The organism is Cupriavidus sp. TMH.W2, from assembly GCF_050847365.1.
GTDB lineage: Bacteria > Pseudomonadota > Gammaproteobacteria > Burkholderiales > Burkholderiaceae > Cupriavidus.
The window spans coordinates 2,026,563-2,048,294 of record NZ_CP193793.1; the positions used below are offsets into that span (position 1 = coordinate 2,026,563).

Annotated in this window: 23 protein-coding genes and 1 pseudogene; 12 read left to right on the forward strand and 12 right to left on the reverse strand. The window is 63.5% G+C overall.

Annotation, left to right across the window (positions count from 1 at the left end; genetic code table 11):
• Positions 1–10: 10 nt before the first annotated feature.
• Together ACREYQ_RS26665 and ACREYQ_RS26670 are read right to left on the reverse strand one after the other, a co-directional pair.
• Positions 11–1,030, reverse strand: coding sequence for an amino acid ABC transporter substrate-binding protein (locus ACREYQ_RS26665; protein WP_432260975.1), 1,020 nt, complete (start codon positions 1,028–1,030; stop codon positions 11–13).
• A 391-nt stretch (positions 1,031–1,421) separates the two neighbouring features.
• Positions 1,422–1,988, reverse strand: coding sequence for a phasin family protein (locus ACREYQ_RS26670; protein WP_432260976.1), 567 nt, complete (start codon positions 1,986–1,988; stop codon positions 1,422–1,424).
• A 1,004-nt stretch (positions 1,989–2,992) separates the two neighbouring features.
• On the opposite strand from ACREYQ_RS26670, the gene ACREYQ_RS26675 reads away from it, so the two are divergent.
• Entirely contained in the window at positions 2,993–3,367 is a 375-nt protein-coding gene (locus tag ACREYQ_RS26675) for a PHA-granule associated protein 4 (protein ID WP_432260977.1), read from the forward strand.
• Between the two features lie 342 nt (positions 3,368–3,709).
• Here the strand turns inward: ACREYQ_RS26675 and ACREYQ_RS26680 are convergent, their stop codons facing one another.
• From ACREYQ_RS26680 to ACREYQ_RS26695, 4 genes are all read right to left on the reverse strand, one after another.
• Positions 3,710–4,051: a hypothetical protein gene (locus tag ACREYQ_RS26680; RefSeq protein WP_432262669.1), complete on the reverse strand. Its 342-nt coding sequence runs from the start codon at positions 4,049–4,051 to the stop codon at positions 3,710–3,712.
• A 409-nt stretch (positions 4,052–4,460) separates the two neighbouring features.
• Positions 4,461–6,764, reverse strand: coding sequence for a molybdopterin cofactor-binding domain-containing protein (locus ACREYQ_RS26685; RefSeq protein WP_432260978.1), 2,304 nt, complete (start codon positions 6,762–6,764; stop codon positions 4,461–4,463).
• A complete protein-coding gene (locus tag ACREYQ_RS26690; RefSeq protein ID WP_432260979.1) occupies positions 6,761–7,228 on the reverse strand; it encodes a (2Fe-2S)-binding protein in 468 nt (155 codons plus the stop codon). The genes ACREYQ_RS26685 and ACREYQ_RS26690 overlap by 4 nt, the downstream gene beginning before the upstream one ends.
• Before the next feature lie 69 nt (positions 7,229–7,297).
• On the reverse strand, positions 7,298–7,747 hold the full coding sequence (locus ACREYQ_RS26695) for a MerR family transcriptional regulator (protein ID WP_432260980.1): 450 nt from the start codon (positions 7,745–7,747) through the stop codon (positions 7,298–7,300).
• A 78-nt stretch (positions 7,748–7,825) separates the two neighbouring features.
• Here ACREYQ_RS26695 and ACREYQ_RS26700 point away from each other — a divergent pair, with 78 nt between their 5' ends.
• Both ACREYQ_RS26700 and ACREYQ_RS26705 read left to right on the forward strand, forming a co-directional pair.
• On the forward strand, positions 7,826–9,061 hold the full coding sequence (locus tag ACREYQ_RS26700; protein WP_432260981.1) for an NADH:flavin oxidoreductase/NADH oxidase family protein: 1,236 nt from the start codon (positions 7,826–7,828) through the stop codon (positions 9,059–9,061).
• Positions 9,062–9,187: 126 nt separating this feature from the next.
• Positions 9,188–10,087, forward strand: a complete 900-nt coding sequence (locus ACREYQ_RS26705; protein ID WP_432260982.1) for an acetoacetate decarboxylase (ADC) — start codon at positions 9,188–9,190, stop codon at positions 10,085–10,087.
• A 90-nt stretch (positions 10,088–10,177) separates the two neighbouring features.
• Here ACREYQ_RS26705 and ACREYQ_RS26710 read toward each other — a convergent pair whose 3' ends face one another.
• Positions 10,178–11,098, reverse strand: a complete 921-nt coding sequence (locus tag ACREYQ_RS26710) for a pyridoxal-phosphate dependent enzyme (protein ID WP_432260983.1) — start codon at positions 11,096–11,098, stop codon at positions 10,178–10,180.
• Positions 11,099–11,241: 143 nt separating this feature from the next.
• Between ACREYQ_RS26710 and ACREYQ_RS26715 the strand changes: the two genes are divergently transcribed.
• Positions 11,242–12,159: a LysR family transcriptional regulator gene (locus tag ACREYQ_RS26715; RefSeq protein ID WP_432260984.1), complete on the forward strand. Its 918-nt coding sequence runs from the start codon at positions 11,242–11,244 to the stop codon at positions 12,157–12,159.
• A 209-nt stretch (positions 12,160–12,368) separates the two neighbouring features.
• On the opposite strand, the gene ACREYQ_RS26720 is transcribed toward ACREYQ_RS26715, so the two are convergent.
• Positions 12,369–12,662 (reverse strand): hypothetical protein, encoded by a 294-nt coding sequence (locus tag ACREYQ_RS26720; RefSeq protein ID WP_432260985.1) that lies wholly within the window; start codon positions 12,660–12,662, stop codon positions 12,369–12,371.
• Positions 12,663–12,876: 214 nt separating this feature from the next.
• Between ACREYQ_RS26720 and ACREYQ_RS26725 the strand changes: the two genes are divergently transcribed.
• Positions 12,877–13,491, forward strand: a complete 615-nt coding sequence (locus ACREYQ_RS26725; RefSeq protein ID WP_432260986.1) for a cupin domain-containing protein — start codon at positions 12,877–12,879, stop codon at positions 13,489–13,491.
• 102 nt (positions 13,492–13,593) lie between these two features.
• Here ACREYQ_RS26725 and ACREYQ_RS26730 read toward each other — a convergent pair whose 3' ends face one another.
• Entirely contained in the window at positions 13,594–13,932 is a 339-nt protein-coding gene (locus ACREYQ_RS26730; protein ID WP_432260987.1) for a penicillin-binding protein, read from the reverse strand.
• 753 nt (positions 13,933–14,685) lie between these two features.
• Positions 14,686–14,903: pseudogene (locus ACREYQ_RS26735) on the reverse strand (GlxA family transcriptional regulator); the annotation flags it as partial.
• A gap of 129 nt (positions 14,904–15,032) precedes the next feature.
• Here ACREYQ_RS26735 and ACREYQ_RS26740 point away from each other — a divergent pair.
• From ACREYQ_RS26740 to ACREYQ_RS26755, 4 genes are all read left to right on the forward strand, one after another.
• The gene (locus ACREYQ_RS26740; protein WP_432260988.1) at positions 15,033–15,710 is read left to right on the forward strand and encodes a DJ-1/PfpI family protein; all 678 of its coding nucleotides are present in this window, start codon (positions 15,033–15,035) and stop codon (positions 15,708–15,710) included.
• A 389-nt stretch (positions 15,711–16,099) separates the two neighbouring features.
• Positions 16,100–16,297, forward strand: coding sequence for an FAD-dependent oxidoreductase (locus ACREYQ_RS26745; protein WP_432260989.1), 198 nt, complete (start codon positions 16,100–16,102; stop codon positions 16,295–16,297).
• Between the two features lie 55 nt (positions 16,298–16,352).
• Positions 16,353–16,688: an NAD(P)/FAD-dependent oxidoreductase gene (locus ACREYQ_RS26750; protein WP_432260990.1), complete on the forward strand. Its 336-nt coding sequence runs from the start codon at positions 16,353–16,355 to the stop codon at positions 16,686–16,688.
• Entirely contained in the window at positions 16,685–17,560 is an 876-nt protein-coding gene (locus ACREYQ_RS26755) for a winged helix-turn-helix transcriptional regulator (RefSeq protein ID WP_432260991.1), read from the forward strand. The genes ACREYQ_RS26750 and ACREYQ_RS26755 overlap by 4 nt, the downstream gene beginning before the upstream one ends.
• Positions 17,561–17,629: 69 nt before the next feature.
• Here the strand turns inward: ACREYQ_RS26755 and ACREYQ_RS26760 are convergent, their stop codons facing one another.
• Complete coding sequence (locus ACREYQ_RS26760; protein ID WP_432260992.1) at positions 17,630–17,950, reverse strand: hypothetical protein; 321 nt, start codon at positions 17,948–17,950, stop codon at positions 17,630–17,632.
• 180 nt (positions 17,951–18,130) lie between these two features.
• Here ACREYQ_RS26760 and ACREYQ_RS26765 point away from each other — a divergent pair, with 180 nt between their 5' ends.
• The 3 genes from ACREYQ_RS26765 to ACREYQ_RS26775 are packed head-to-tail and all read left to right on the forward strand — an operon-like array spanning position 18,131 to position 20,879.
• Positions 18,131–19,126, forward strand: coding sequence for a Bug family tripartite tricarboxylate transporter substrate binding protein (locus tag ACREYQ_RS26765; RefSeq protein ID WP_432260993.1), 996 nt, complete (start codon positions 18,131–18,133; stop codon positions 19,124–19,126).
• Between the two features lie 37 nt (positions 19,127–19,163).
• Complete coding sequence (locus ACREYQ_RS26770; RefSeq protein ID WP_432260994.1) at positions 19,164–20,519, forward strand: acyclic terpene utilization AtuA family protein; 1,356 nt, start codon at positions 19,164–19,166, stop codon at positions 20,517–20,519.
• 9 nt (positions 20,520–20,528) lie between these two features.
• Positions 20,529–20,879, forward strand: a complete 351-nt coding sequence (locus ACREYQ_RS26775) for an AtuA-related protein (RefSeq protein ID WP_432260995.1) — start codon at positions 20,529–20,531, stop codon at positions 20,877–20,879.
• Positions 20,880–20,894: 15 nt separating this feature from the next.
• On the opposite strand, the gene ACREYQ_RS26780 is transcribed toward ACREYQ_RS26775, so the two are convergent.
• A complete protein-coding gene (locus ACREYQ_RS26780) occupies positions 20,895–21,716 on the reverse strand; it encodes an IclR family transcriptional regulator (protein ID WP_432260996.1) in 822 nt (273 codons plus the stop codon).
• Positions 21,717–21,732: the final 16 nt, after the last annotated feature.

Here is a 21,732-nt window from a genome sequence, read left to right on the forward strand (position 1 = left end):
CCGGGGGCGCCTAGCGGATCGGCGGCGCGTACTGCAGGCCACCCTTTGTCCACAGGGCATTCTGGCCACGGCTGATCTTGAGCGGGCTGCCGGAACCGACGTTGCGCTCAAAAATCTCGCCATAGTTGCCCACCTGCTTGACGATCTTGTAGGCCCAGTCGTCAGGCAATCCGAGGCCGTGCTTGATGACCTCCACGCCCAGCAGGCGCTTGATGTCCGGGTTCTTGCTCTGCTTCATCTGGTCGACGTTCTCCGAACTCACACCCAGTTCTTCCGCGTCCAGCATGGCGAACAGGGACCAGCGAACGACGTTGAACCACTCCTGGTCACCCTGGCGCACTGCCGGGCCGAGCGGCTCCTTGGAGATCACTTCCGGAAGCACGACAGCGCTGTCGGGATCGGCAAGCTTGAGGCGTAGCGCATAAAGCTGTGACTGATCGCTGGTGAGTACATCGCAGCGGCCGGCCGCGAAGCCCTTCTCCGTTTCATCCGAGGTGTCGTAGACCACGGCCTTGAACTTCATCTTGTGAAGCGCGAAATAGTCCGCCAGGTTTAGTTCCGTGGTCGTTCCCGATCCCACGCAAACCGTCGCGCCGTCTAGCTTGAGCGCGGATTTCACGCCGAGCTTCTTTTTCACAAGGAAGCCCTGCCCGTCAATGTAGGTGATGCCGGTGAAGACGATGCCCAGCCCGCCCTCGCGGGTCACAGTCCACGTGGTGTTGCGCGAGAGGACGTCCACCTCCCCGGACTGCAGCGCGGTGAATCGCTCCTTGGCGGTGAGCGGCGTGAACTTGACCTTGGCGGCGTCGCCGAATACCGCTGCCGCGATCGCCCGGCAAACGTCGACATCGAGGCCCTTCCAGACGCCTTTCTCGTCGGCGACCGAGAATCCCGGTAGCCCGACATTCACGCCGCATTGGACAAAGCCCTTCTTCTTCACGGCGTCGAAGGTCGCGCCGGCGTGCGCCGTACCGGCCAGAATGGCGCAGGCCACCATCGAAACTGCTGCGATTAGGGTGCGCGCTCTCATTACGTCCTCCTCGGTTCAGTTCCTTAGCGCAGCCAACGACGCGCCCACGCACAGGGCGTGGCCGGCAGGCGCCTGCGTGCGAGGCATGTCGCCCTGGTCTGCTGCAACGTTGCTTGTCCCTGCAACAACGACTCGTGTCTGCCAGCGCAGTCTCAAGCCGCGCCAACAAGCGCACCATAGTACTCACCGCCTATAAGGCTAGATTAGGCAAGCCCCGTTCGCAAGGCGCGGCGGTTATCGCTATCCATTGCCAGAACGGCGGTGTTGGCGTCGGTATAGGCCAGCGGCAAGGCGAGCTCACGCCCGCCCTGCTCACCGCGCCCCCGATATCGCCACGAATCTGGCAGACCCTCGGCACCGTGAAGCCGCATAACGAAGAGCCAAAGCCGACTTACTTGGCAGCCGCCTTTGAGGCCTGTGCTGCACGACGTTGCAGGCCTTTCGAGGCCGCCTGCGCAGCGGTATTGAAGCTGCTCTCGGCCACTTGCATGGCCTGTCTTGCCGTCGTTTGCATCGACTCATAGAGCGTAGTGGTCGCGCTCACGGCCTCCTGCCAGGCAGCCAAAGGCGCCGCCGGACCGGCTGGCGTTCTGTTCACCACGCTTCCAAGGAAGTCGTGCAGACCCTGCTTGCCTGCCGCGTACTGGACCTCGGCAACCGTCTCGAACTCCGCCCGAGTGGCGGCGAAGATATCGTACAGTTGACGGCGATACGCTAATACATTGTCGGCTGCGGGTTGAAATAATTCGATTTGCAACTCGACCAATTCTTGCGGGTCCTTGACTGAGAGCGCTTTCTTTGCGCCTTCTCGTGTCTCGGCCAGCGCCGTCTTCATCGTTCGCAGATTCAACTCCAGCAGTTTTTCGAAGCCCTCAAAGGCCTTGCCGGTCAGCCCGGTCAAGGTTTCAATGCCTGCCATTTGGAGCTTAATGAATTGCTCGGGGGACCACTGAGTCATCTTGCGTCTCCTGAAGTGCGGCCCGCCACCTGAGCTATCCGACGAGAGCTCCGACGGGGCGGGAATCGAGTGGACAACGATTGCAATATTGTGACCCTGGCAGGCCACGCCGACGCCGGCAGTCGCTACAAGCTAAAGCAATACGCTGATAGGGAGACCTGGCGAGCCCGGCATTCCCTTGCGTGAGTTCGCCCGAAGGCTTTCAGAAAGGCGTAGCCCTGGATTGTCACGTGAGGGCGGCTGTGGTTTGGCCCGAGGCGCTCAAGCGTAACCAGCCGATGCGAGAGCAGCGTGTCCATATCAGAGCGGTCCAGCCCTGTTGGCTCTGAGCTGTCGTTTACCAGCATCAGCGTAGCGAATTCATGGTGACTCAGCACAGTTGTCTCCCAAGCTATATTTATTTTTGCTACGGGACTTCACTGCCGTCCGTGACAGCCGGCCTGGTTTGTACAGACCGCTTCTTTCCTCCCGGACGCGAGGTTCTGGCTGGCGGGTGCTTGTTCTCGCGCCCGGAATGTCCATCTTAGCTGCTCGCCAAGTTGGGTTCAATGTGATCCGAAGGCATGTCTGCCGCAATTCCCGGCATCTTCTCGGTCGCCAGAACGCGCGCAGGGCCGCGCAACGGAATATCACGACATGATATGCATCCAGGTTCGAAAGCATCCATTCGTCGACCGGCCGGACGGCTTACATTAACGCCAACGCCGAGGTCAGCTAATGATATGTGATTGCTGAGGGAAGATATGGAGTTTCAGGCTGAATGAGAGCGAAGCACTCTGTTTAAAAAAAAGAACCCGCGCCGCCGGAGCGGCTGCGCGGGTGGCAGCAAGGATTCAGGGCGATTCTATATTGACTTAAATTTTTCTTACGTCAGAATTAAGCGGGATCTTGGCTCCAAATCTGCAGCCAAGGCTCAAGGTGAGCAGGGCAGCGTTGCGTTGAATTCAGCAGCACGTTGAGGCAGACCGGCAACCCGTGTGCCGGGGGTGTAAGGGGAGGCAGAAATGACAACGGCTCGGGCTGGAACCAAAGGGGAAGCCATCAGGCTGCTGGAGGCAGAGGGGGTTGCGCTAGTGGAGCTCGACTATGAGTCAGGTTGGCAAGATGCGATTGAGCTCGGGCGCCTGGGTAACAAGGTGGGGGTACGGGTGGAGTATCGCGGACACGAGAGCATTGCCGTGAAGTCCCACGCGGCGCTCATTGCTGGCCTCAGTCGGCCGAAGGTGTCCTTCCGGCAGCGGAACCTTTACTGCCAGTTTGCATTGGACCAGCTGGCAGCCAACGAGTTGGCTGCCTTGGAGACAAAGGCCATGAAGGTCGGCGACTACATCCTGGCCGGGCACCTGCTGCGGGACGTCGATGCCGTTTGGACCGAGTAAGCCTGGCTCGAGGAGGCTTGCTCAGATTCGGCGGTCGGAAACTTGCGCACTCAGCCCGAATCCCTACTCGCCCGCCTCTTCTTCAGCTCTCTCACCCCCAGGCTAACCCGCAGATACTGTCGGCCCTCGTCTTCGGCAGCGGCGAGCTTGCCTGAAGTCCTAATGCCGTTCAGTTAAGGTCTCAAGCCCTACCGTCATTCCCGCCCAGGCGGGAATCCAGCGTCTTTCACGTCCCCTTCGGGGATGAAGTCACTGGGTTCCCGCCTGCGCGGGAACGACAGTCGCCAACTGAACGGCATTAGGCCTGAAGTCCCCCTTCCATGTCGCTGCGCAATGCAAGCCTTACTGACCGATCTGGCGACTGACAGTGTTTTCCTGCTGGTTCAGCGTGCGCTGCTCCTGGCGCGTGATATGGCTGCCGTTCTGGTTTGCCATCATGCGCTCTTCCCGGCGAATCTGACGATCTTCCTGGTGTAGCCTGTCGGCTTGGGCCTTCGAGATCTCGCCTTCCTTCAGTTCATGGCTGATGCGCCGGTTCTGGTTGGCAAGTCGTTCATTGACCTGCTCGCGACGGGGGTGGTTGCGTTCCCAGCGGTTGTCCTTATCGTTCGCGATGGCCGCGCTGGAAAGGCTTGCCGCGAAGACCGCGATCGCTACGCCACCCAGAATTCTCTTCGTCATCATTTCACGCTCCCCTTCGTTGTAGGTGCCCGGCGCGGGTCGCCGAACATGACCCAGTAACGGCACCTGGATCGGCCAGGATGACGGCACGCACAATGAACTTGTAACGGAAGATTTTCCGGCTGCATGCTGGTTCACCGCTTTCCAATATATCCAGCAGGGACCGTTATCCCGCCTTATCGCCGCGTCCGGGAAACGCCGGCCTCACGTTCTTCCTGGCCCGCACGGGCCGGCAAGCGACGACCCGCTCAGTGGCTGTATCAAGTCCCGCGCGATGCCAGGTCTCGGCATTGGAAAAGCCCGGTCCGGCAGCCATCCTGCAATGGCTTCGGGACGACCTGACGCTGCTGGAGCGCAGTCTGGAGTTGCCGGCCGCGGCTGCGACCGAGCCTGTGCCAACACCCGGCGGCGGCTAACGGCCGATCATCGGCAGCTGCCGCACCGGCTTTCCGGTGAGCTGGGCGATGGCGTGTGCCACGGCCGGCGCGATCGGCGGCACCGCGATTTCTCCGACGCCGCTCGGCTCGGCCGTGCTGGGCACGAGGTGGGTTTCGATCACCGGTGCCTCCGCCATCTTCAGCACCGGATAGTCGGGGAAGTTGGCCTGCACGACCTGCCCGTCCTTGATCTGCACCTGGCCGTACAGCGCCGCGGTCAGCCCGAAGATGATGCCGCTTTCCACCTGCTGCGCGACGATGTCGGGGTTGACCACTGTGCCGCAGTCCACGGCGCAGACAACGCGATGCACACGCGGCTTTCCGTCCTTGAGCGACACCTCCGCCACCTGTGCCACCACCGAGCCGAACGCATTGTGCAGCGCCAGCCCGCGCGCACGCGGGGCGCCGTCCGCAGCCGGTGCCAGCGGCTGGTTCCAGGCTGCCGCCTGGGCTACGGTGTCGAGCACCTTCAGCTCACGCGGGTGCGCCTTGAGCAAGTCGCGCCGCATCGCCAGCGGGTCGAGCGCGGCAGCAGCCGCCACCTCGTTCAGGAAGCCTTCTAGGAAGAACCCGGTGTAGGAATGGCCGACGCTGCGCCAGAATCCGACCGGCACCGGCAGATCGACCACCAGGTGCGCAATATGCTCATGCTCGATCTCATACGGCAGGTCGAACAGGCCCTCGGCTGCATAGCGGTCGATGCCCAGCGACGGCGCGCCGAACAGGCGCTCCAGTTCGCCGGCCAGGATCGACTGCCCGGCGCTGCGCGAGGCGATGGCGGTGACTTTGCCATGCTCGACGCGGGCCTTCAGCCGTGCGATGGCCTGCGGGCGATAGAAGTCGTGGCGGATGTCGTCCTCGCGCGACCAGATCACCTGGACCGGACGGCCCTCGGTCCTGGCGGCGATCGACACGGCCTGGCCGATGAAGTCCGACTCCAGCCGCCGGCCAAAGCCGCCGCCAATGAGCGGGATGTCGATCTGCACCTGGTCCCGGCTCACGCCTGCCGCGCGCGCGGCGACCAGTTGCGCCAGCGTGGCCACCTGGGTGGGCGCCCAGAGTTGCACACGGTCCGTGGCCACCTGCGCCGTGCAATTGATAGGCTCCATGGCGGCATGCGCCAGGTACGGCGCGCTGTATTCCGCCTCGACAATGGTTGCGCCCTGCGTCGTGTCAAAGGCCTTCAGCCCATCACCCATCGAACGGTAGGTGAAACCGCCCTTGTCGCTGTCGAGCGCGCCGACGAGCTGTTTCCGGAGGCCAGCGGAATCGAGCGTCGCATGCGGCCCGCTGTCCCAGACCGGCTCGAGCGTCGCCACGGCCTGGCGTGCCTGCCAGTAGTGGTCGGCCACCACGGCCACGCCCGGTGCGCCGCCCGCCGAGCCGTCGAACGGCACGACATGGCGCACGCCAGGCATGGCAAGCGCGGCCTTCGACTGGAAGGTCTTGAGCTTGCCGCCAAACACGGGACACATGACGACCGCCGCGTACAACATGCCCGGCGGCCGCGCATCGATGGCAAAGCGTGCGCTGCCATCTGTCTTGCCGGCAATATCGTTGCGCGGTGCAGACTTGCCGATCAGCTGGTATTGCGAAGCCGGTTTAAGCGTGACATTCGATGGCGGCGCTATGTCGCGCGCCTTCCGCGCGACCGCGGAGAAAGGCTTCTGCTTGCCGCCCGGGCCAATGAGCTGGCCTTCCTTCACAGTCACCTGTGCCGCCTGCACACCCCATTCGCGCGCGGCCGCTTCCACCAGCGTGGCGCGCGCGGTTGCGGCAGCCTCGCGCACTGGCTGCCAGCCATCGGCCACACTGCTGCTGGCGCCGGTGATGGTAAGGCCGATCTCGCGCGCGCTCTTGGCCATGATCCAATGCAGCGCGCGCGCCCAGGTCTTGGCGGCATCATCCGGATGCAGCGGCAACGAGCTGTCTCCCATGGTGACGACATTGCCGTAGATACGCTCGATGGGCGATGACTCGATGCTCACCCGCGCCAGCGGCATATCAAGCTCCTCGGCGGCCAGCATCGACAGCGCGGTGTGGATGCCCTGCCCCATCTCCACGCGCGGCATGGCAAGGATGACGTCGCCTTCCGGCGTGATCTTGATCCAGCCGTTCAGGGCAATCTGGCCGGACGTTTCCGGAAATACCGCCGGATCGCCAAGCCGGCTGCGCGGGGGCATCACGCCCCAGCCCACCACCAGCGCGCCGCCAAGGCCGAGCGCCCCCAGCAGGAACCGGCGCCGTCCGCGGCGCGGGGTCGTTGCGCTGGCGTTCATGCGCGGCCCTCCCGCAGCGCCTTCGCGGCACGCCTGATGGCGGTGCGCACGCGCGGATAGGTGCCACAGCGGCACAGGTTGGTGATGGCCGCGTCGATGTCGGCATCGCCGGGGTCGGGCTGCCGGGCCAGCAGGTCCGCCGCCGCCATCAGCATGCCCGACTGGCAGTAGCCGCATTGCGGCACCTGCTCGTCGATCCAGGCCTGCTGCAGCGCGTGGCGCTTGCCCGGCGCGCTGGCCAGCCCTTCGATCGTGGTGATGCGCTTGCCGGCCACCGCCGCCACGGGCAGGACGCAGGACCGCACCGCCGCGCCATCCAGATGCACGGTACACGCGCCGCAAGCCGCGACGCCGCAGCCGAACTTTGTCCCGGTCAGGTTCAGGTGGTCCCGCAGCACCCACAGCAAGGGGGTGGCCGGGTCGCAATCGACGCTGACCGGCTGGCGGTTGATGTCCAGATTCATGTATTGCTCCTCGCCCTCTAACGGCCGCAGTCAGCACTTTAAGGTTAAACGCAGCTTTAACGTCAAGCATTAACTCGCGGCGGACCGACGGCCCTTGCCCCGCGCTGGCACGGCCCCCTCTTCGCGAAGGCGGTCCAGCACCCACTTCGTCCCGTCAGAGCACTTCATATCCTCAGGCCGGTTCTCAATATTCCTGATGGCGGCGAGCAGATGGGCCTTGTTCTGTTTGAGGCGCTTTTGCATGTCCTCGATTTCGGCGACTTTCCGCTTGAGGGCATCCAGCAACTCATCATGCTGCCAGTTCCCCGAACCGGGCGGCAGCAGATGGCGGATCTGATCGAGTGAGAATCCCGCACTCTGCGCACAGGTGATGATTTCCAGAATCCATACCGCCTCCGGCGGGTAGTCGCGATAGCCGTTCGCCTTGCGCTCGACCGCCACGATCAATCCAGCTGCCTCGTAAAAGCGGATGCGGGAGGCCGTCAGACCACTGAGCTCCGCCAGCTCTCCAATTCTCATACATCACCTCACCAAAGCTCTTGACATTAAAGCTTACTTTAACCTTAAAGTCGAGTCACGATCAAACGAGGTGCCCCCATGAACGTGTTCGACAAGTTGATTCTCCGTAACGGTTCAAGCGTTCCGAACCGCATCGCCAAGGCTGCCATGGAAGAGAACATGGCGGACGCCGACCACGCGCCCTCCGAGGAACTCATGCGCCTTTACAAGGCCTGGGCAGAGGGGGGTGCCGGCCTGCTGATCACCGGCAATGTGATGGTGGACAGCCGCGCCATGACGGGGCCCGGCGGCGTCGTGCTGGAAGACGCCAGGCACCTGGACCGGTTCAGGCGCTGGGCCCAGGTCGGGCGATCCAGGGGGGCGCAGTTCTGGCTGCAGATCAACCATCCCGGCCGCCAGATGCCGGCCAATCTGGGGCAGCCCGCCTGGGCGCCCTCTGCCGTGCCATTGAACCTGGGCAACATGTCCAGGCACTTCAGCACCCCGCAGGCGATGACGCAGGAGGTCATTGAAGACGTGATCCAGCGCTTTGCCCGTACGGCGCAACTGGCGGAACAGGCAGGTTTCACCGGCGTCGAAATTCACGCGGCGCACGGCTACCTGCTGAGCCAGTTTCTTTCGCCGTTGAGCAACCAGAGAACGGATGCGTGGGGTGGCCCGCTGGAGAACCGCGCTCGCCTGCTCATTGAGATCGTCAAGGCCGTACGCGCCGTGGTTTCGCCCCGCTTCGCAGTTGCTGTCAAGCTGAATTCGGCCGACTTCCAGCGTGGTGGCTTCAGCGCGGAGGACGCCCGCCAGGTTGTGAAGATGCTCAATGAACTTGCCGTTGACCTGGTCGAGCTGTCGGGAGGCAGCTACGAGGCCCCGGCCATGCAAGGTGACGCCCGCGACGGCCGCACGCTCGCCCGCGAGGCCTACTTTGCCGAGTTCGCCCGCGACATCCGCGCGGTGGCGAAGATGCCGGTGATGGTCACAGGCGGCATCCGCCGCCGGCCCGTGGCCGAACAAGTGGTCAGAAGCGGCGTGGATATGGTTGGCATCGGCACTGCCCTGGCCGTAGACCCCAATCTGCCGCGCGATTGGCGTGCCGGCAAAGACAGTGCGCCTGCGTTGCTGCCGATCAGATGGAAGAACAAGCCGCTGGCCTCGTTGGCCAACATGGCGGCAGTCAAGTTTCAACTGCGCAAGCTCAGCCGAGGCAAGGTCACTGATCCCAGGGTGTCACCGCTGCGCGCGCTGATCCTGCAGCAGGTGTCCGACGCGTGCCGCGTCCGTCAATACCGGCGCTGGGTGGCTCAGCGCGTCCAGAGCTGACAGACCAGACTACCCTCAAGCCCCCAACGTATCGTCAATTTGAAAACCAGCAATCTTGTGGCTACTGCAGGTGTCATCCTGAGTGCCCTCTTGAATCCTTCATGGGCCGATGGCACATCGGAAACTATGCAAGCCGAAAGCACAACCATCAACATCGCTGGCCATGAGGTCCCCGTGGTCAGGGGCGGGCTGTATGACCGCTATCGCTCGAATCCTCCTCTTTCCGTCATTGAGTCTGAAGCGCCGGACGTCGACCTGAGCTGGCTCAAGGGACTCCGGAAAGAGAGGGTAGATATTGGCTTTGAATCCTATTCGCCAAACTTCTACTACAAGAACAGCAGGGTCACGGCCATCTTCACCGCAGACCTCGACAAGCTGCGGGAACTGATGCCTGCCGAAGTCCTGGAGAAGGTGCAGCCACTTCAGGTCTGGCCGGGCAGAGGCCTCCTCGCACTCACCGCCTACGCCTATCACTATTGCGACAACGACAGCTATAACGAGATTGGTCTTTCCGTCATCACAAACCGGCCGGGCAGCTCCAATCTCGGGCCGCTTACCCTGATGAGTCAGGCGATGTCGAGCGATTTCTGGGGCTACGTACTGAAGCTGCCGGTCAATACCGAACTCGCCAGGGTACGGGGCGTGATTGGCTACAACCTGCCCAAATGGCTGACCGGCATTGACTACCGCGAGACCGACAACGCAGTTGTCGTCGAGATTCTTGACAGCGAAACGGGCAAGGTCGATGTCACCCTTGAAACCAGGAAGCTGAGCGAGCTCTCGAGCAAGGCCTCCATGGTGACCAACAGCTTTACCAATGTCGACCGGAAGGGACGATTGACCACTGGCTACGCGATTTCTCGTCAACTCAGTCATGCCTCCAGCACCAGTGCGGAGTCGGTGAACCTCACACTTACCGAAGGGAGTCTGTCGACGTACATCAAGGCGCTGAAGCTGGGGAAGATGATGAAATACGAGTACGTGCCGGAATTCCAAAGCGCGCTGTATTCCCCCAAGCCGCTGTAATCGCTCACAAGCGCACTGGTCGCAGGGTGCCGGCCACCCTGCTCCGGCGAAGCGTGATAACAGGGCCCGGCGCGGACACAGCAGCAACGGTCAGTCCAGCATTGCGGCAAAGTCTTGCAGTTGCCGGGCGGTGACCGTGGCCCCGCCACATACCACCACGGCGATGCTGGAGGCTGCCTTCAGCACCGGGTGGTCGCTATCCAAAGCCGCCAGCGTGGCGCCGCATGCCGGTTCAACCAGGACGCGGTGTTCATCAAGAAACCTTATTGCTGCCTGCACCGCCTGTTTGTCTGACACCACCACGCTGTGGATCTCGCGGCGCTTCTCCCATTGGAGCGCGTCATCACACGGCCGCTTCGCGCCAAGCGACGTCGCCACGCTGGTGATTTTCGGGAGTTCGACCGGCCTGTCTTGTGCGACCGAGCGGGCGTAGCAGTCCGCACCGTCGGTCTCTACAGCGATGACAGGTACGTCAGACCAGCCATTGCGTTGAAGTCCTTCCAGCACGCCGCACAGCAGGCCACCACCGCCCACGGCAAGGACGATTGCGCCTGGCTTCGGCCCGGAAGCCGCCATCTCGTCCACCAACGTGGCGTGCCCCTGCCAGATCAGCGGATCGTCGAAGGGGTGCACGAAGGCATCGCGTGGCCCGATCAGGGACAGGGCAAACTCGTGCGCTTCCGCCCATGTGCTGCCATGCACGATCAACGCCGAGCCTTCAAGGCGGATCAGGTCGCGCGCCTGGGATGGCGTGCTCTCAGGCACCACGACCACGACGGGAACGCCAAGTTTGCGCCCGCAATAGGCTGCCGCAATCCCGGCATTGCCGCCCGACGATGAAACGAATCGCTGTACGCCGGCGGCGTGCCGCGCTTCACACAAGGCGCCGATGCCCCGGAGCTTGAAGGAGCCGGACGGCTGTGCGGCTTCCATCTTTAACCAGACCGGCTTGCCAAGCCGCCGTGAACAGGCCTGGGACTGTACAAAAGGGGTGTTGATATGAAGCGTCATGTTTGGTAGCGAACTGTGGCAGCGAGGCGTCCCTTCAACGAAGGAAGCCATACCATCGTAGACCCGGTAAGCTATGCAAACAAATGCTATTCAGGTAGCCAGGCTATGCTTTATGAGCATGGAAACGAACTTGCGGAAAGGGTATGCGCAACCTTGAATTGCGGCATCTTCGCTACTTCATCGCGGTTGCGCAGGCCGGCAGCGTGGTGGCGGGCGCCCGTGCCGTCGGCATCGTCCAGCCCGCCCTGTCGCGGCAAATTATCGAGCTTGAGGCGGCCATCGGCACGCCACTGCTGACGCGCAAGGCAAGGGGCGTGCAACTCACTGTGGCGGGCGAGAGCTTCCTGCGCGATGCCACACAACTTCTGGCAAGCCTGCAAGCCAGCCGCGATCGCGCCTTGCGTTGCGCCGCCGGGCAGCTCGGCGAACTGCGCCTTGGGGTGTTGCCGAACTATCTGAGTTCTGCCGTCGTGACGAACGTGCTTAGAGCTTTCCAGGTGGCATGCCCGGAAGTCAAGGTCCTGGTGGACCCGATGCTGTCGACGGAGCAGATTGCCGCGATCCGGCACAGGCAGGTCGATGGCGGCGTCATGGCCTGGCGTCGGTACGAGGCTCCGCATCTTTCCGGCATTGTGTTGCTCAGTGACCGTTTCGTCCTGGCCGTGCCTTCATCGCAGACCGTCCGAAGCAAGCCACCGAAACGCCTGGCGGACGTGGCGGATCTGCCCTTCGTCTGGTTCGATCCGGCGCGGTCCTCGTCCCAGCATCGCTTCCTGATGACGCAGTGTGAGCGCGCCGGTTTCACGCCTCGGGTGACCCAGGTTGGCAGCGACATCCCGACCGTGCTCGGTCTTGTCTCAGCCGGAATGGGTTGCGCGTTTGTCCCCGAAAGCCTGTCGACCGTCTGTCCGCCGACCGTGCGGCTGGTGCCATTGGCTGAGGTCGCTGACCGCTTCGACGTGGAATTCGCGTTCGACGAGGACGCAGCGACGCCTGCAGTCAGGCAATTTGTGCAGGCGCTACGGCAGGTGATCGATGGTGGAGACCGGGCAAACCAATAGCAATCGGCTCCTTGGCGGCTTGCGCCGGTCGGTCGTTTACTCGGTGGCCGCCGCCCGCAACGATGCCGACGCCCGGCTCGCCGCTTCTGCCGCCAAGCTACCCTACGGCGTGAAAAGCGGCTCGAGCGCCGGCCAGGCCATGAGCAATAATCGACTAAGCTTCTCCACTGCCATGGCATACGGTGCGCCCCAGTTGCGGCGCACTCTTGTTACTTGCGAGTCTTCTTCTCTTTCGGCGAAGAAACCGAGGTTGCGGGTTGGGCAACGAGGGAAGTCGTGGTTACAGTACCCGGCGTCGTTGCTTGTGTCTTGTCGACGGCAGGTGCCTGGGTTGCCGCGCCGTTCTCATAGCCGGTCGCGACAGATTCCAGATAGCCAGGCGGAAACTTCTGTTCGGGCGTTGCAGCCGGTTCGGCGCCCAACGAGTTGGCGGCATGAAGTGCAACGGCACCAATGACCAAAACCTGTTGCCAAGCTGTAAGCACAAAGAGTTCTTGATTCATTAGCGGCTCCCTATCCAGTCGAAGGATACAAGGTCGTGGCAGGAGCCCCCGTAGTTTGCAGGCATGACGTAGGGTCGCACTTGCGTCGGTCAAGAGCGCATCGTGTCGTCCATGAAGTCGCCATGGTGATGGTACGTGGCGCGCAGGCCATTGCGCATTCAATCGGCTTTTCCGTGGGCGGCCGCACATTCTTGTGCGCTCGACTGCAGACAATATGTTTGCACTATCGACCCAGCCCGCTGCGCCAGGCCTGGTAACCTGGCATCTCGGATTTTTTGCCCCGGCGCCTGCGCTGATGACACCTTTCCTGTTCGGAGCATTCGGGATGACCACAAACGCCTCCACGCTTGAGCCAATCACAATTGGTGGCCTGACAGTGCGCTATCTCATAGACGGATCCGCCTCGAAGGGCATGGGCGTCTTCGAGTTGACGATCGCGCCGGGAGCAAACGTTCCGCCACCACATAGCCACACCCACAATGAAGAATGCATTTACGCCCTGGAGGGGCTCATCCGCTATTCCGTTGACGGCGTTGTCAGAGATCTGGCGCCGGGTGAGTGGATGCATACACCCAAGGGCTCCGTCCATGCGTTCAGCAACCCTCATCAAGCCACTGCGAAGGCACTAATCGTCCTTACCCCTGACCTGGGTGCACAATACTTCTTGGATGTACAGGGAGTTGTGAATGCCGGCGGGCCGCCAGACCGCCAGAAGTTGTTGGCAGTCATGTCCAGCTACGGGCTCGTTCCTAGCGCCCCGATTCCAGCAGCCGCCCAACAATCGGTTGAACAGGATGTGCCTGCGTCGCAAGGACGCCCCTTGACCTGAGCGTTGAATGACCGCTTTCCGCTTCGAGGAAAGGCAGCTTAGGGTCGAAGAGGCGCATTGCGAACGGAGGTAGTGAAGCAATTTCTTGACCTCTGACGCAATTCAGCGGCCCATGCGGCGATTGTAGTTGCGCGAAATGCGCGCCATCAACGCTGGATCGTCTGCAGCCATGCTGTCGAATTCCACCCGCACATGGCCGTCTGCCTGCTGGTGAACACTGGCCATCACCGTCCTGGTATCCAGACTGCCGATGACCACGCCGTTGACCGGGTCCTCGACGCTGATCGCCAGGCCCTGGTCGCGCATTGCCCCGGTTGCCGCGGTGAAGGTGCGGTCGAAGCTGGCCGGCCCCATGACTGTAAAGGCGCCTGTTCCCACCGGATCCGATGTACATGCCAAAAGCGCCAGCGTGGCGCCGCCGACTATTATTGAGAGTCGCATGATGATGACTCCTTCCGCCAGCCCCGGCTCGAAAATGTACGCGTTGCGACTTCAGGCGAGATTTCCACTCGCTGATCGCTAAGACATAAGATTAGGCGACGTTGGCGAATAGACACAGCTTCTCAGATGCGCGCCCGCGCCCTGCGGATTCCGACCGACTCACCTGATCGGCTGCCCGATGGCAAGGAGGTTGCCCTCGCTGTCTCTGAGCCAGGCACCTCTCTCGCCCACACCACTCCTGGACGCTTTTGCGGCGGCATTCCGGGGTGACAGAATTACTTCGTTCTACGAATGCGGCAACGGTCAGTGGCTCAGATCGGCCAGATGCGGCCGTAGGTCCGTGCGCTCCGATCGACATTCGAACGTCTGCTCAGCCGCAGTCGACGGACTCTCGCGAATGACTGAAGATTCCGGTCGCGGTTGCGTACTTCCGACCGATACGGGTCCTCCGCGTTACCAGGTGCAAGTGTTTGTTTTGCAGATCTTCCGCTGCGGTCGTGCGTGAAATTTGTGCAGTAGCGACCTGACCGCTCAGGTCCTATTGGCGGAGATCAGCGTCGATATCTAGGCCCGCCGCGGTGCCAAGAAGGCCATCCTCCCGGTGGCTGTCTCCATGCTCACCGCCGCGTATCACATGTTGCGTAGTGGCGTTGAGCACGCCGACCTTGGTCCCGACTACTTCGACCGTCACGACGTCAACAAGGCCATCCATCGCCTACTCGAACGCCTCGCCGACCTCCGGTATAACGTGGCTGCAGCAAGATGGCCCCCGATCCAGGCGCGCGGTTCTCCAAATTGATCGCCATGTGATTGCAGCAGCAAAGTTGCACTGAACTGAGCCTGCTCACCAGGCCGCTTGAGAAACACCACAAGGTGTCGGGCAACGTCGAGCGCCAGCGCGCGACCAAATCCCTCTTCAACACAAGCGCAAGATCGATGCCAGCCGTTACACCGGCAGAGGTGGGCATGGCAATTGGCGAAGAATATTGGCTATATGGCATTCTCGCCATAAGCTACTTGCGTACTTTTCGTCTGTCCATCTGTGTATGGGCTGCTGCCCCCCCGGCAAGCTATGGTCACTTACGTAACGAGGTACTGCGATGACGCTTCATATTGGCTTTCTTCTGTTCCCGCGAGTGCAGCAGCTCGATCTGACCGGGCCACATGACGTTTTTGCGTCGCTGCCCGATGTGACGGTCCATCTTGTCTGGAAAGACCTCGCGCCGCTGAAGGCCAGCAGCGGGCTTACGCTGACGCCGGACACCACGTTCGACAGTTGCCCAGCGCTCGACGTGATCTGCATACCTGGCGGCGCCGGAGTTGGAGATCTGATGGAGGACGCGGAGACGCTCGGATTCATCCGTCGGCAGGCCGGCAATGCGCGCTTCGTTACGTCCGTCTGTACCGGTGCACTCGTTCTTGGCGCGGCCGGTTTGCTCCGTGGACGCCGGGCGACGACGCACTGGGCATTTCACGAATTGCTCGGTCCGTTGGGCGCAATTCCCGTGCACGAGCGCGTGGTCCGCGACGGCAATCTGATGACCGGTGGTGGCATTACTGCGGGAATCGATTTCGCCCTGACGTTGGCGAGTGAGCTTGTCGGTAAAGAGGAGGCACAAGCCGTCCAGTTGGAGCTCGAATATGCGCCCGCTCCTCCATTAGACGCTGGTAGCCTGGATTCCGCACCAAAGTCCATTGTGGAGCTGGTACGCCAGCGGTCCGCAGGCTCGCTAGCGCGACGTGCGGAGATCGTTGCGCGGGTTGCCTCATCCCTTTGACGCGGATTGGATAGCCTGAAGGCCGACGATCCGCCAGCTCTAAGGTTCTGTGCTACCGACCGGTATCGTCCAGAAGATGCCGACTTTCGGTATAGATCAATGACCCTTGTACCTGGTTACGCCAGGGCAAGCAGGCGACCAAGCGTGAGCGAATGGCCGTTGGACACTCAAGGACGGCCGTCGCCGTTGCGGCGACCTGAATGACGGCAAGGGGTCGGGAAGAGCCGACCAACGAACGACTGGGGAATGTGGTGTTCCAGACGGCTTCGGCCCCTGGCCGGCTTTTCCCCGCGGACATTCTCCGCCTACACTGACGTGAGTATGGCTTCGACGCATGCGGGGCAGACCATGGCCGCCCGAAATGTGCGACGCATCGTGCGGGAGGTGTGATGGATGATTCCGCGGACGTCATCGTGGTCGGGTCCGGAGGGTTGGGGGCGGCCACGGCGTACTACCTCGCCAAACGCGGAGCAGGGCGCATCGCGCTGCTGGATCGTCACGACATTGGCTCGCAGACTTCGCCGCGCGCAGCAGGCATGGTGAGCACGCTGCGAAAGAGCGATCTGATGATCGGCCTGATTCGGTGAAGCAGCGGCCAAAATCCGTAGCTTCACCGAAGACACGGGCCAACCGCTCGACTGGGTGCACTCAGGTAGCCTCAAGGTGGCGCGTCGGCCTGAGGACGGTGAAGTCCTGGAGGAAGACCTCGTCCGTGGCAAGCGCCACGGCCTGGACGTTGCACTCATTGAGCCCGAGGAGGCAAACAGGCTTAACCCGTTCCTGCAGGTCCGGGACGTCGTGGCGATACTGCGCATCGGTGATGACATGTACTTCAACCCGGCGCAACTGGCGATAGGATTCGCCCGCGCGGCCCAAAGCTGTGGGGTCGAGCTGCTGCCAAATATGACGGCCAACCGTGTACTGATGGAGGCGGGCCGCGTGACCGGTGTCGAGACCCCGCGCAGCAACCGTTCGTGACCGAACCCTTGTCTGGCGCGTTGGCGACGTTGCCGATGGTACGCATCATGGATGCCGCGGTTTATATGCGACCCTGTGATGGCGGGTTTCTATGGGGCGTGTATGAAGCGGAACCCAAGTTCTTCGACATGGCGGATCTTGGAGAGGACTTTGACGTCAAGGACCTGCCACTCGATGCCGGGGTTCTGTGGCAGTATGCGCGCGACGTACAGGCGCAGCTCCCCATTCTTCTTAAGGCACCGGTTCGCGAGCATCGTGGCGGGCTGCCTACGATGACTGCCGACGGACAACATATCGTGGGGCCGGCGGCGCATGTTCAGGGTTTCTACTTCGCCAGTTCATACAGGCCCAGCAGGTTCTCGATACGGCGGCTGTTGAACGCGCTGGCGAACGCTGCGTTCATGTCACGTGGGGTCTGGACGCGAAACATCGATAAGATCCGAAGAATTGGAAGCAAGCAACCATATCGCTGTCGCCTATTACTATCCAAACGGAAAGGATGTCCCGTGCCACCCAGTGCCGAAGCAAACGCTGCCGACCGCGACCAGCCATCGTCACGCCGACCGCCCGAATGCCCTGTCGAGGATTGGCTGGCGTTCCTGGGCCACCGCTGGAATGCGTTGAGGCTGTGGCACCCGTCCACCGGGTCAAAGCGCTTCGGGGACTTGATGACCTGCCTGCCCGGCATCACCCCAAAAGTCCGTTCCGATCGGCTCGATGGCCTGGTGCAGCGTGGCCTGTTGTGCAGGCAGGCGACCGACGCCTTCCCACGGGCAACACGCTACACGCTCTCTGCATCGGGGATCGCGCTGGTCGGCGTACTCGATCAGTTGGAAGCCTGGTCGAGGAACTGCCAGGCCCCGATTCCGTAGATCGACAGCCGCCGAAGCACGCGGACCGCGTCCACCAGCATTCACCAGCCGTCGGACGCCACGTCCGCTTCAGGTCAGACGGTCCGATGTCACCACGTGGATGCCTGGCGCCGCGCCCTTCGCGGAAGCCAGCAAGGCCTCTGCAATCCGCGACGCGGGGTTGAGGCGCCAGCGACGCGGCGCTACCGGCCCGAGCAGCGTCAGTGCGGTCACCATGGCCCGCTCCCCGAAGCGGAACTCCGCACGCTGCCCGCCGGTCAGTCCAGGCCGGACATAGGTCAGCGCGCGTCGCCCCGGCGCCACTACGCTGTTCACACACGGATCGGCGAGCGCCTGTTCCAGGGCGTGGCTTCCTACCAGGCCGGTCGATCCCACCAGCAGCAGATTCATGTTCAGACTCTCCATATCCACGCGCCCCAACGGCGCCTTCCCGCCTGGAATTTTCATCCAATGAAAATATACGGCATTAGTTTGACGCTGTTTCGCTCCGCTCCCTAAGATCTCTCACACAGAGTTTCCGTCAACGAAACCGGATGCGCGGGCACTGCCCGGCGCCCAGGAGACAACCCGATGCAGCGTCATTCCCGCCAGCGGCGCGCCGTCCTTGCGGCGCTTGCCTCCCTGCCCGCTTTGCTTGTCTGTTCCGCAGCGGCCTTCGCGGCGGAAGCATTTCCCTCGCGCCCGATCAGGCTGGTGGTGCCGTTCACGCCAGGCGGCACCACCGACATCCTCGCACGCCTGGTTGCGCAGAAGGCGGGCGAGGCGCTGGGCCAGTCGATCGTGGTCGACAACCGCCCGGGTGCAGGCGGCAATATCGGAGCGGAGGCGGTGGCGCGCAGCGCGGCCGACGGCTATACGCTGCTGATGGGCACGCTGGGCACACAGGTGACCAATCAGTTCATCTATCCGCGCATGCCGTATGACAGCGCCCGGGACTTCGTGCCCGTGACGCTGGTCGCCAACTCGCCCAACGTGCTGCTGGTCAACAGCACACTCAACGCCAAAACTGTCGGCGAACTGATCACGCTGGCCCGGCGCGAACCAGGCAAGATCAACTACGCGTCCACCAGCACCGGCGGATCGCCCCATCTTTCGGGTGAGTTGCTGAACATGATGGCGGGCGTGAGCATGCAGCACGTGCCGTACAAAGGCGCCGCCCCGGCTATGACGGACCTGCTCGCGGGCCAGGTCAACCTGATGTTCGACAACCTGCCGTCGGCGCTCGCGCAGATCCAGGCTGGCAAGGTGACGGCGCTGGCCGTCACCAGCGTCAAGCGGGCATCGGTGCTGCCTTCGGTGCCAACCGTGCGCGAGTCCGGGCTGCCGGGCTACGAGGTCAATTCCTGGTTCGGGCTGCTCGCACCGGCCGCCACGCCGCCCGAGCGCGTGCGCCAGCTCCAGCAGGCCGTGGACAAGGTGCTGGCGACGCCCGACGTGCGCAAGCGTATCGAGCAGCTTGGCGCCGAGCCCGGCGGTGACGGCTCGGCCGCGTTCGCGGCGCAGATCAAGAGCGACACGGAGAAATGGTCGCGCGTGATCCAGACTGCCGGCATCAAGCCGCAATGACTGCGTGCGCAGCCCCAACCCCTGACACATGACGACCATGACCAAGACCAACACCCTTCGCATCGGCTCGGGATCGGGCTGGTGGGGCGACCGCGTGGAGCCGGCCGAGCGCTCGGCGCGCCTGGGCAGGCTCGACTACCTGTGCTTCGAGACCATGGCCGAAGCCACGGTATCCGCAGCACAGGTGCGCAAGCGGCGCGATACCGCCTTCGCCGGCTACGACACCTATCTCGACGAGCGCATGCACGCGGTGCTACCCCCGTGCATCGCCAACGGCACGCGCATCATCAGCAACCAGGGCTGGATTCATCCGCTGGGCGCGGCGCGGCGCGTGGCCGAACTCTGCGAGGAACTGGGCCTGCCCGGCGTCAGGATTGCGGCGGTCACCACCACGGACCTGACCGGCAGCATCTGTGAACTCGATCTCACGTTGCTGGAGAGCGGCGCACCCGTTTCCTCGCTCCGCGAGACGCTGATCAGTGCCGAACCATATGAAGGCGCGGAGCCGATCGTCGCAGCCCTGCGGGCCGGTGCGCAGATCGTGATCACGGGACGCGTGGCCGACCCGTCGCTGTTCCTCGCGCCGATGATCCATCATTTCGGCTGGTCGCCGGATGACGTGACTCGGCTCGCGCGCGGCAGTGCCATCGGCCACTTGCTGGAATGCGGGGCGCAGGTGACGGGCGGGTATTTCGGCGACCCCGGCTACAAGGATGTGCCGGAACCGTGGAACCTGGCCTTCCCGATTGCCGAGGTGGAGGCCGACGGCAGCGCCGTGATCGGCAAGGTGGAGGGCAGCGGCGGCCGCATCGACCTGCTGACGGTCAAGGAGCAGATGTTCTATGAAGTCCACGACCCGCGCCGCTACATCACGCCGGACGTGGTGGTCGATTTCTCGACCGCCGTTCTCGAACAAGTCGGGCCCGACCGCGTGCGCATCTCTGGCGTGAGCGGCGAGCCGCGCACCGATACGCTCAAGGTGTCGCTGGGCTGCACCGAAGGGCATATCGGCGAAGACATGTTCTTCTATGCGGGTCCCGGCTGCCTGGAAAAGGCCAGGCTCGCCAAACGCATCCTCGAAGAGCGCTTTGCCATGGCGCGGCTGCAGGCGGACGAACTGCGCATCGACTTCCTGGGCGTCAACGCCGTGCACGGCGCGGCATCGCCCGAGCCGGCCTGCGAGCCCAACGAGATCGCCGTCCGCGTCGCCGCGCGCACCCCCACCCGCGAGGAAGCCGCCAAGGTCGGCCGCGAGATCGACAGCATGGCGGTCTGCGGCCTGGCCTCCACCGGCAAGCGCGTGCCGCACCAGGACCGCACGCGCGAGATCATCGGCGTCTGGTCGGCGCTGGCGCCGCGCGCGCTGATCACCTCCCAGGTCCACTATCTCTGAGGATTTGCCATGCGTGTACCACTGCGCCGTCTCGCCCACAGCCGCTCGGGCGACAAGGGCAATACTTCCAACACGGCCGTCATCGCCTACGCGCCGGAGTTCTATCCGCATATCAAGGCACAGCTGACGGCACCCGCATTCAAGGCGCTGTACGGCACGCTGATCACAGGCGAGGTCACGCGCCATGAAGTGGATGGGCTGCAGGTGCTCAACTTCGTCGCAGAGGGCGCGCTCGGCGGCGGCGTGTCCCGCAGCCTGGCGATCGACAACTATGGCAAGGCGCTGGCCAGCGCCGTGTTGCGCTTCGAAGTGGAAATCCCCGAGGCGCTTGCCGGGCTGCTGCGCGGGCCCGCGCAATAGGCTTGCCGGGGTGCGTCAGCGGTCGCCGTCGCCCTGGCGCACCCTGGAACGCCGCCCGCCCGTACCGGCATCGGCTCGCGGCGGTATCACGGTGCGGGTCCAGGCGCTGGTGATGCGCCGCGCCTCGTCCTTGAGCTTGCGTGCCAGCGCAGCCTCGCGCGAGCGGATGCGCGCACTCATCGCCGCCACGCTCAGGGCGCCGATCGGCCGGCCCTCATAGTCGAGAATCGGCACCGCGATTCCGCCCATGCCGTCAACCACCCAATCGAGAAACAGCACATGCCCGCGCGCGCGGGCTGCCTCGATCTCGGCGGCGATGCACGCGGCATCGAGCCGCGGATGCTTGCCAAGCTTGCGCGTGGTCTGCTGCAGCCGGCGCGCGCGCTCGGCCGCGGGCAGCCATGCCAGCACCGCCAGGCTGCCCGCCCCCACGCCAAGCGGCCGGCGCGTGCCGACTGCCACATAGTTCGCGCGGATCGCATACGTGCCCGGCTCCAGGTCCGTGCACACCGCCTCCCCACGGCTGGCCTCGGTCAGCACGGCGGTATCCTCAAAGGCCTCCACCAGCCGCTCCAGTGCGGGACGCGCCAGCTTGCGCAGGTCCACACGGCGCTGCGCCACATCGGCCAGCTGGAAGATCTCCGGCCCGATACCATAACGGCGCGCCTGGTCGCGTGTGGCAAAGCCCTCCTGTACCAGCAGGTCGAGCATGCGCGAGGCCGTCGCCGGATCGAGCCCGGTGGCCCGCGCCACGTCGCTCATGCGGCGCACTTCCGGGTCGGACAGCGCGCGCAGCACGGCGAGCGCGCGCTGCACCGGGGACGGGCGCGTTGGCATCCCGATGGCCTCGCTC